This is a genomic window from Pleurocapsa sp. CCALA 161 (assembly GCF_003003995.1).
Lineage (GTDB): Bacteria > Cyanobacteriota > Cyanobacteriia > Cyanobacteriales > Xenococcaceae > Waterburya.
Genome location: NZ_PVWF01000068.1, coordinates 16,932 through 27,859 on the forward strand (window position 1 = coordinate 16,932; position 10,928 = coordinate 27,859).

Annotated in this window: 7 protein-coding genes; 6 read left to right on the plus strand and 1 reads right to left on the minus strand. The window is 40.4% G+C overall.

Features of this window, described 5'->3' with window-relative positions:
• The first annotated feature begins 69 nt into the window (after positions 1-69).
• Positions 70-1,794: a cell wall metabolism sensor histidine kinase WalK gene (locus C7B62_RS16045; RefSeq protein WP_106238751.1), complete on the plus strand. Its 1,725-nt coding sequence runs from the start codon at positions 70-72 to the stop codon at positions 1,792-1,794.
• A 41-nt stretch (positions 1,795-1,835) separates the two neighbouring features.
• Here C7B62_RS16045 and C7B62_RS16050 read toward each other — a convergent pair whose 3' ends face one another.
• Positions 1,836-2,711, minus strand: coding sequence for a glycosyltransferase family 2 protein (locus tag C7B62_RS16050; RefSeq protein WP_106238753.1), 876 nt, complete (start codon positions 2,709-2,711; stop codon positions 1,836-1,838).
• 66 nt (positions 2,712-2,777) lie between these two features.
• On the opposite strand from C7B62_RS16050, the gene C7B62_RS16055 reads away from it, so the two are divergent.
• The 5 genes from C7B62_RS16055 (at position 2,778) to C7B62_RS16075 (ending at position 10,734) form a co-directional block, all read left to right on the plus strand.
• Positions 2,778-4,547, plus strand: a complete 1,770-nt coding sequence (locus tag C7B62_RS16055; RefSeq protein WP_106238756.1) for a hypothetical protein — start codon at positions 2,778-2,780, stop codon at positions 4,545-4,547.
• A gap of 114 nt (positions 4,548-4,661) precedes the next feature.
• Complete coding sequence (locus tag C7B62_RS16060) at positions 4,662-6,044, plus strand: ATP-binding protein (protein ID WP_106238759.1); 1,383 nt, start codon at positions 4,662-4,664, stop codon at positions 6,042-6,044.
• Positions 6,045-6,508: 464 nt separating this feature from the next.
• Positions 6,509-6,976, plus strand: a complete 468-nt coding sequence (locus C7B62_RS16065) for a response regulator (RefSeq protein WP_106238761.1) — start codon at positions 6,509-6,511, stop codon at positions 6,974-6,976.
• A complete protein-coding gene (locus C7B62_RS16070; protein WP_106238764.1) occupies positions 6,973-8,166 on the plus strand; it encodes an ATP-binding protein in 1,194 nt (397 codons plus the stop codon). Before C7B62_RS16065 ends, C7B62_RS16070 begins: the two co-directional genes overlap by 4 nt.
• A 555-nt stretch (positions 8,167-8,721) precedes the next feature.
• A complete protein-coding gene (locus C7B62_RS16075; protein ID WP_106238768.1) occupies positions 8,722-10,734 on the plus strand; it encodes an NAD(P)H-quinone oxidoreductase subunit 5 in 2,013 nt (670 codons plus the stop codon).
• The last annotated feature ends 194 nt before the right edge of the window (positions 10,735-10,928 follow it).

Below are 10,928 nucleotides of genomic sequence, written 5' to 3' on the forward strand. Positions count from 1 at the left end.
ATAGGTTATAGTTTCAGATGTAGTGATCTATTTTTTGGGCAAGTTTCCAGAAATGCCATTTATTTACTAATGCTCCCTAAATTTGATTTAAACGATAATAGTAATACTACTGTTTCCGCCAGCAAGATTGAATGGCAACATCTGGGAGCCGAACTAGTTTTTACTCAGGATTTGGCTGGCAATTATCTCTCTTTTTGGTGGGCCAAGGCAGCGGAATATGGCTTAAATTACAATCAGCTAAAAAAGCCAAGTCACGGTCAAATAGACAGTCAGGATATTTATGCTCATATTAGCAAGGTTTTTGCGCCCGTAGATAATTATGCTTACTTAGAAAAAGTCCGTCGAGTTATCAAACGACGTTTACCAGAGCAATGTTACTGTTTGTTTCAGTATCAAGATTTTTCTTATTCTTTTGAACTGATCATTAGCCCCATTTTACCCCCCCAGGGAGAACCACAAGCAGTAATGGTGATGGGTCATTTGTTGAGAGAAACAGAAATGTTTTCTTTTGCCCAAAATGAAGTCCCCGCAGCTATTTATAGCTATCAGAAACTACTCAATCAGGTGGTTCAACAAATCCGTCGGAGCTTAGATTTAGCCACTATTTATCAGCATACGGTGCAGAACATTGGTACAACCTTCGCAACTAGTCGCTGTCTCATTTTGGCAAATCATTATAATATCACTCGCCTTTCAGTCAAAGCAGAATATTGCCGTGATGAATATGATTCAACCACTAAACATCAGATTAATTGGTACAAAGAGACTCATTTACAACAGGCGCTAGAATCTAGTTATCCTCTGGCTGTAGACTTTATCGGCGAAGATCTTTTACAGCGCAAATCCGTGCTGGTAATTTCGACTAATAGCAGCAGTCAAGACAATGTTTTAATTTGCTTACAACAGTGCGATCGCTATCGTCATTGGACAACAGCAGAAATGGAAATGCTGCGGGAAATCGCCGAACAGGTAGACGCAGCTATTTCCCTAGCTAAACTCTATCGTGAAGTCGAACAGGCTAGTATCCAAGCAGAAGAAGCCAGCCGTCTTAAAAGTGATTTTCTGGCTAATACCTCCCATGAACTTCGTACTCCTTTAAACGGCATCATCGGCTTTTTGAAGTTGCTCTTAGAAGGGATGGCTGACGATCCCGAAGAACAGCGAGAATTTATTGAAGAAGCCTACAAGTCTTCAATTCATCTCCTCAATTTAATCAATGACATACTTGATATTGCCAAGATTGAAGCAGGCAAGATGGAACTAGAATTAAATGAAATTGAATTAGATGAGCTGTTTCAAGATGTAGATAATTTAATTAATACTCAAGCTAAACAAAAAAACCTCAACTTTCAGATCAAATTCCCCGCAACCTTAACCCCAGTTATTCTCTATGGTAATTATCAACGGCTGCTTCAGATTATGTTGAACCTAATTAGTAACGGCATCAAATTTACTAAAGAAGGAGGCATTGTTGTTAGCGCAGAAGTGACTAACAAGAAAATAGAATGCCAAGGGATCGAATTTCCTGGCATGGTCAAAATTAGCGTTGCCGATACAGGGATCGGTGTGTCCCTAGAAAAGCAGGATAAATTGTTTGAAAACTTTTATCAGGTCGATGGTTCGCGAACCAAATCCTATGGTGGCACTGGTTTGGGTTTAGCTATTTCGCAAAAGCTGGTGGAAGCAATGGGAGGCACAATCTCTTTTTATAGTATGGGAGATGGTTTAGGTTCAACGGTTACCTTTACCGTCCCTCTAAGTCATTTACCAGTAATCAAGACTGCTCAATCTTAAGGGTAATCAAAACCTAATTTGAATTTTAATTGTACCCTTACTTAAAACCTGCTACTACGGCGATCGATCATGTCTGCAAGTAAGGCAAATATACTAACTTGAATAGCAGCGACGAATAAGATTAGAGTAGACTCGGTTAAATCTTGTCTGATAAATACATCCTGAAAGAGAGTAATTAAAAAAGCAGCGAAAAATAGTCCAGCAACGGGAAGAAAGATTCTTAAGGGGGCAAAATATACCCCCATGCGGAGAATTAATTGGACAAAACGTAAGGTATCTTGAATCGGTTTAATTTTACTCTTGCCTACCCGATGAAAATAATCAATTGGCTCATAATGAACAATATAATTATTGGTCAGCATGGCGATAGTGATGGTGGTGGTAAAGCTAAAGGTGTTGGGCAAGACGGGAATAAATTTGACTAAAACATCGCGATGAAAAACTCGCAACCCACTGTTTAAATCGGGAATCTGAGTTTTGGTCACCCATTGAGCAAAGCGTACTAAAAACCACTTAGGAATTTTACGCAGATTGGAGTAGGTAACGTTTTTACCAGTCCTTGAACCAACCACCATATCGGCTCTTGCTGCCAAGGCTAATAAATCGGGAATACGTTCATTAGGATAAGTCCCATCCGCGTCAGTAATAACTATTAGAGGATACTGAGCCTGCCTGATGCCAGTTTTGAGGGCAGCACCATAACCACGGTTACAACTATGTTCGATTAAGATAATTCCTGCCACAGAAGCTAATACCTGGGAGGTGGTATCGGTAGAACCATCATTCACCACAATAATTTCGTATTGATAAGCGGGCTGTAATATTTGATGTAGATGCTCTACCGTAGCTGCAATAATCTCTTCTTCGTTGTAGACGGGAATAACGATGGAGAAGGTGGGTAAAAATTCTTGTGGCATCAGGTGTATGGGCAGTAGCTAGGAGATCGGGCGCAAGCAGTAAAATCGCCGAAAAAAAGGGTTACTATGTTCGACATTAAACTTACTTATCTTAAAATGTTGATCGCCAAAATAGCCAAATTTCTGTTGGCAACTGAAACTAAACTATACACAAAACGCTCTCTCTGGTGGCTCGGTTTGGGTTTATTATTTACGGTAATTTATGCTTTGCTGGCATTACAGCAGGCTTTGCAGAGTGAATATGTATTTCAAGATGATGCTCGTCAGCATATTTTTTGGATGAGTCGTTTTATCGACCCCGAACTGTTTAAGAACGATTTGATTGCCGATTATTATCAGTCAATTTCTCCTTGGGGCGTTAAAACTCTATATCAGGGGATGGCGATGTTGGGAATTGAGCCACAACTCTTGCATAAGTTGCTCCCTGGAATACTCGCTCTGGTTATCACGGTGTTTAGCTTTGCCGTAAGTCTAGAAATCTTGCCTATTCCCTTTGGGGCATTTGTGACCACCTTGTTGTTTAGTCAGAATGTTTGGGCCGAGCAAGGAACAATTTCAGGAACAGCTAAAGATTTTGTTTACCCGTTATTTTTTATTTTCCTTTACTTTTGGTTAAAGCGATCGCTTTTAGGAGTCTGCTTTACCCTTTTTCTAGGGTCTATATTTTATCCTCCCATGATCTTAATTTTTGCGGGGGCGTTATTTTGGCAATTATGGCAATTTAAAGGGTTTGTTCCTCGTCTAGTGCAAGAGCGGCAAGTTTATCTTTTTAGCGGCATCAGTTTAGCTGTAGCTTTTATGTTACTGTTACCCTACGTTTTGGCTTCTAGTGAATATGGCCCTACTGTCACCCTAGAACAAGCGAGAAATATTCCTCAGTTTACAGCAGGTGGCAGAACTGCTTTTTTTGAGGACAATTTTTGGGAATATTGGTTTGGAAGTATGCGTTCGGGATTAACGCTGCATGAAGCATTAGTTCCAGATTTAGCGATCGCGGGCTTGTTCTTACCTTTACTGTTTAAGTTTCCGCAACGCTTTCCTTTGCTCGAAAAAATTAGTCCGAAAATTTCTTATCTCAAGGATTTACTAATTCCCTCTTTTGGCTGGTTTTTCCTGGCTCATGCAGTGTTGTTTAAGTTGTATCTACCCAGTCGTTATGTAGCTCGTAGTTTGCGAGTTGTGATTATTCTTGCTGCTGGGATGACCTTAATGGTACTTTTGGAGGCGGTTTTAAGCTGGGCGATCGATCGACCTACTAGTCAAGCCAAATCCCTCACAGCCCAATCTGCCATAGTGCTGTTGATTATCCTCTTAGTTGGTTATCCCCTCAGCCAAGACAAATTTTTCGATACGGACTATATGATCGGTTCATATCCTGAACTGTATGAATTTATTAAAGAGCAACCCAAAGACACTTTAATCGCTTCTTTAACCGATGAAGCAGATAATATTGCAAGCTTTACCAATCGTTCAGTCTTATCTAGTCGAGAACACGCTATCCCCTATCATATGGGTTATTTTCAACCCTTACGGCAGCGCATTTTTGATTTAATTGAGGCACAATACACTCCCGATCTAGCACTAGCTCAAGATTTCCTTAAACGTTATGGGGTCGACCTGTGGTTAATTGAAAAGTCTAGTTTCAACGTCCCGTACCTAACGGATAATCGCTGGCTAACCGATCAACAGCCAGTTACCCAAACAGCAATCAAGCAATTAGAACAGGGAACTGTACCAGCGATCGCGCTTTTACAAGATACCTGTACCGTATTCCAAGATGCTAGACATACTGTTCTTGAGAGTGCCTGTATTCTTCAACAAGAGTCAAACAACTAGGTAATTTACTAAAAAAGCTGTCACCAATGGCTATTAGCTATTGGCTAGGGCAAAGCCCTTTACAATTGAAGTTATAAATAATAAATCTTTAATAAATTAACTTTAATCTCTCTAATGGTATTTCCCGACGTTTTAGCCAACATAGCGCTGCGGATTCGTCAGTCTCTCAACCTAGACCATATTTTGCACACCACTGTAGCAGAGGTGCGTCAATGGTTAAACTGCGATCGAGTTTTGATCTATCGCTTTAACCCCGATTGGAGTGGATTAGTGATGGTAGAATCCGTCAACAATTCTGCATGGTCAATTATAGGTAGAGTTATTGCCGATCCCTGTTTTGAGCAAAATTGGCTAGAGTCTTATCGCCAGGGCAGAGTTGCCAGTACAGAAGATATTTATCTCAAAGATCTGACTCCTTGTTATGTCGAATTTTTGGAACTATATCAAGTCCGAGCCAACTTAGTTGTGCCAATTTTACTTTCTATCGACCAATCAAACGCAGCATCCCCAACTCCTCATCTTTGGGGATTGTTGATTGCTCATGAATGTTCTCACTCTAGAGAGTGGCAGCCAACTGAAATTGATTTTTTGCAGCAATTAGCCAATCATGTGGCGATCGCAATTCAACAATCGATCCTGTTTGAACAACTACAACATACTAACCAAGCATTAGAGCAGTCAAAAGCCAATTTAGAGCAGCGAGTTAGCGATCGCACGGCTGAATTAGAAACCGCAAATCGACAACTGCAACAATTAAATCTTGATTTAATTCGCTCTAATCACGAGCTACAACAGTTTGCCTATATTGCTTCCCATGACTTGCGAGAGCCTTTGCGCATGGTCACCAGCTTTACTCAACTGCTTGCCAAACGCTATTCTGGGCAACTAGACGCTGAAGCCGATAAAATCATTCATTTTGCCGTTGATGGTGCAGAGCGAATGGCAGCTTTGATCGAAGGCTTACTAGCTTATTGCCGTCTTGGTAGTCAAACTGAAACTTTTAAGGCAATCAACTGCGAAGCAATACTAGATAGAGCTTTATCTAATCTCCAACTTGCCATTGAAGAAACCACAACCCAAATCACTAGAAATCCTTTACCCACCGTCATTGGCGATGCAGCCCAGTTAATTCAACTGTTTCAAAATCTGATCGCCAATGGAATTAAGTATTGCGGCGAGGCATCGCCAATCATCGAAATTGGTGTCAAAGCGCAAGGGCAAGAATGGTTATTTTGGGTCAAAGATAATGGTATTGGTGTCGATCCTCAATATAGCGATCGCATTTTTCAAATTTTCCAGCGTCTTCATACTAGACAAGAATATCCAGGTACTGGTATTGGATTAGCAATTTGCCATAAAATTGTCGAACATCACGGCGGTAAAATTTGGGTAGAGTCAAACAGACCCCGCCTTAAAACGACGGGGCTTCCTCTGACTTCGTCAATAGTAGAACAGGGATCTACTTTTTACTTTACTCTGCGCAACGTGAGCGTCTAACGAATTTTGATTCGTTAAGTCTGAAAGAAACAGACAATGCAGAATTACATAAAAATGTATCAAAATAGAGCTTTTAAGTAGCTAGGCATAATTAATTTAAAGACTTATGTGAGGTAGTGGAGTAGTGGAGTAGTGGAGTAGTGGAGATAGGGGAGAAAAATAAGAATCCGTTATTTTATATTTAATTTCACCCAGCTACTTAATTAAATTAACTTCTTCTAATAGTGAAAAAGACATTCTTAGGAGTTATAAATTTTGTGCGAATAGCTATATTGTTAAACCTTCTGATTACTTCGCTTTTTTTCAAGCTATTAAAAGCATTGAGATTTTTTGGTTAAATCTAGCCAAGTTACCACCTAAATTATCAACAAACTTTAATTAATTCTGTATAAAGCACTATTCGTTATTTTTTGACAATATAATTAGGACGCTTAACAAAGTAATATAATTTAACATTAGACTGTATGAGTCTTAGTCAAAGTAATCAAGCGCTTGATATTCTGGTGTGTGAAGATAATTTGGGTGACGTTTATATAATTAGCAATACTCTCCAAGAAAGCAAAATTGCCTACAATCTTCATCATGTAACCAATGGCGAAGCAGCAATGGCATATTTGCAGCAGCAAGGAGATTATCAAACAGTACCTCGTCCCGATCTGATACTATTAGACTTAAATCTACCTAAAAAACCAGGCTTTGAAATTCTAGAAACAATCAAGTCAAACCCGAAATTAAAAGCAATTCCCGTAATTATTTTGACCTCTTCCAAAGCAGAGCAAGATATTTTAAAATGCTATCAACTTTATGCCAGTTGTTTCGTAACTAAACCTTTTGACTTTGAAGAATTTGTTAACGCGATTAAAAAGATTGAAAATTTCTGGCTTAATTTAGTTCAGTTGCCACCTAAGTTTGTTCCCAATGGCAGTTCATGAATCAAAAACTATTCAATGTCTTATTAGTCGAAGATAATCTGGGTGATGCTTTTCTCATTCAAGAGCAGTTTAAAAGTGCCAAGACATTTGAATATTTGATAGTTCACGTTGACTATTTAGCAAAAGCAATTACGTATCTAGAACAATGCCCTTGCGATGCAATTTTACTAGATCTTTCCTTGCCAGATAGTCAAGGAATAGAAACTCTCAAAACTATCGGCAAAAAAGCTTTTCAAATACCAATCGTTATTCTTACAGGCACGAATGACGAGGAATTAGCAATTCAAGCAGTTAGACAAGGAGCGCAAGACTATTTCGTCAAAGGACAAGTGATGGGAAAAGTTTTAGTTCATGCTCTGCACTACGCTATTGAGCGCAAGCTGATCGAAGAACAGCTCAAAACTAGAACTTCTCAATTAGAAGCCTTAAATCAAGAATTAGAAGCCTTTAGTTATACAGTTTCCCATGACTTAAGGAACCCTTTAACTGTGATCAAAGGGATGGCTAGACTGCTGAAACACAAATACGAGCTTGAACAACGAGACGAACAAGAACAACATTTTTTACAACATATTTGCGATTCCAGCGATCGCATGGAGCAAATTATCAAAGATTTATTGATCCTCTCTCAAGTTAAAAAAAGTGAGTTGGAGATCAAACCGATAAATTTGAGCGATTTAGCGAGAAAAATTGGCGATCGCTTGCAACAACAAGCCGTCAGGAAAGTCAAGTTAACCATTCAGCCGCAAATAATCGCGATCGGCGATGAAAATCTTTTGATGCACGCTTTAGAAAATTTGCTACATAATGCCTGGAAATACACCGCCAAAGAGCAACATCCTTGTATTGAAATCGGTGTAATCGATTCGAATCCAGCCGAAGTAAGCAAAACTTTACACAAAACTAATCTTAATTTAGCAACAATCAGCGATCTGCATCAAAGAAATCGCATCCGTTCAGCCTATCGCAACCTAATTTACTTTATTCGAGATAATGGCTTAGGCTTTGATATGAAATCAGCAGAGCAATTATTTACTCCTTTCCATCGACTAGAAAATGCCAAAAAGTTTGAAGGAAACGGAATTGGCTTGGCGATTGTACAACGCATCATCCATCGTCATAACGGCAGAATTTGGGCTGAAGCGGCTAAAGGTGAAGGAGCTACTTTTTATTTCACCTTGGCAATCTAAATTGTTCTGTTAATTACAACGTCCTTACTCCAGATCATCTTGTCCACTGCCATTAATATCCCATTAATATCAGTGTAAATAATCTTAGGCTGTAGTATTGGTTTTAACCGCCGTTTTAGGGTAAGAACTGGCAATGAATAAGGTTTTACTGTCGCTACTTTCAGTCATAAAATTTGGCAAAAGTCAGGTAAAGATTTTGGTGACATCAGGGGATTTAAGCAATAGCTAGCAGTTTAAATGCAGATTACCAAACTACTTTGACCGCTGTTTGAGAAATTTTGAAGATGAATCAGATTTAAGTGACTAACTCTACAAAAAAAGCACAGAAGATACTTATACTCTATTTCAAGATGATAGATATACTGTCCTTGAGAGTAGATGTATTTTGAAACAAAAACCAAAGAATTAAAATGAACTAATTTAAACTGAAGTTTAACCTTGACTTGAGCATATTTATCTTTCAGATAGATCAGTTCTTCAAGTAATCGTATATGTCACAATGATTAGCGTTAATCATCTCTTGTCGTTAAGCAATTTATATTCAGATCTAACAATATGGAACCGCTTTATCAATATGCTTGGCTAATTCCCGTTTTGCCTTTGTTAGGGGCAATGCTAGTGGGAATTGGTTTAATCTCCGTCAACAAAGCGACTAATAATCTCCGACAGATCGTCGCTGTCTTTATTGTCTCCATTCTTGGGGCAACAATGGTCATGTCTTTTGCTCTTCTGTGGAGTCAGATCCACGGACATGAAGTTTTCACCCGCACAATCGAGTGGGCTTCAGCGGGAGACTTTCATCTCTCCATGGGCTACACCATTGACCACCTCAGCGCTATGATGCTGGTAATTGTCACCACCGTAGCTTTTTTGGTGATGATCTACACCGATGGCTATATGGCGCACGATCCAGGCTATGTTCGCTTTTATGCCTATCTGAGTATCTTTAGCTCATCGATGCTGGGACTAGTCATTAGCCCTAACCTAGTCCAAATCTATATCTTTTGGGAATTAGTCGGGATGTGTTCCTATCTCCTGATTGGTTTTTGGTACGATCGCCAACCCGCAGCGGATGCCTGTCAAAAAGCATTTGTGACCAACCGTGTTGGTGACTTTGGGCTATTGCTAGGGATGCTAGGACTTTACTGGGCAACAGGTAGTTTTGAATTCCAGGTAATGGGCGATCGCCTGGGAGAATTAGTTTCTTCTGGTGCAATCAGCGCTTTTCTAGCCACTCTTTTTGCCATCTTAGTATTTTTGGGCCCAGCAGCTAAATCAGCTCAGTTTCCCCTCCATGTGTGGCTACCAGACGCGATGGAAGGTCCTACGCCGATCTCTGCCCTAATTCATGCAGCGACCATGGTGGCTGCGGGAGTATTTTTGATTGCGCGGATGTATCCCGTTTTCGAGCATGTTCCTGCTGCCATGACTTTGATTGCCTGGACAGGGGCTTTTACTGCCTTTTTAGGTGCGAGTATTGCCCTAACGCAAAACGACATTAAAAAGGGTTTAGCGTATTCTACTGTTTCCCAACTTGGCTACATGGTGATGGCAATGGGTATTGGTTCTTATAGTGCAGGCTTATTCCACTTGGGAACTCATGCCTACTTTAAAGCAATGCTCTTTCTTTGTTCGGGTTCGGTCATTCACGGTATGGAAGACGTGGTTGGACATAACCCAATTCTGGCGCAAGATATGCGTTTGATGGGAGGATTGAGAAAATATATGCCCATCACTGCGGGGGCATTCTTTGTAGGTAATTTAGCTATCTGTGGAATTCCTCCCTTTGCTGGTTTTTGGTCAAAAGATGAGATTCTGGGACAAGCTTTTGCAGCAAATCCCGCTCTTTGGTTTGTGGGTTGGGCTACCGCTGGCTTGACTGCCTTCTATATGTTCCGCATGTACTTTATGACCTTTGAAGGAGAGTTTCGCGGTAATGATGCCGGGATCAAGCAAAAATTAATGGGTGAAACAGGTTTAGCCTTTGGCCCTGGTGCAATGGATGCTGATGAAGGTCATGGTCATAGTGAATCTCCCCATGAGTCCCCGCTGACAATGGCGCTACCCTTACTCGTGTTGGCTGTTCCCTCTACCCTAATTGGCTTACTTGGTCGTCCCTGGAATAATTACTTTGAAGAGTTTATTCATGCCCCAGGAGAAATTATTGAAGCTCATGCCTTTGACAAGAGTGAATTTATTACCATGGCTGGCTTATCTGTGGCGATCGCCGTTACGGGAATTATTGTCGCTCTACTGATGTATCGAACTAAGACTATCGATCCCCAGAGTATCGCGAATAAAGTCCCTACGCTCTATCGTTTTTCCCTTAATAAGTGGTACATCGACGATCTCTTCAACAAAGTATTTGTCACAGGCATTCGTCGTCTTGCTAGGCAAATTATGGAAGTTGACTATCGCGTTGTGGATGGTGCAGTTAACCTAACTGGTTTGGCAGCAGTCCTTAGTGGCGAAGGATTGAAATACTTAGAGAATGGTCGCGCCCAATTCTATGCCCTGATTGTGTTTGGCGCAGTCTTGGGTTTTGTCTTGATTTTTAGTGTGGCTTAAAGTGTTTTAAGCTCTAAGCTCTAAGCTCTAAGCTCTAAGCTTTTAAAGGCGATTGGGCAAAGCCCTCACTTAGCGATCGCTCTTTCTAGTTATGGAAGGCGATCGCTTTTCGATTTCCTACTACCTACTACCTACTACCTACTACCTACTACCTACTACCTACTACCTACTACCTACTACCTACTACCTACTAC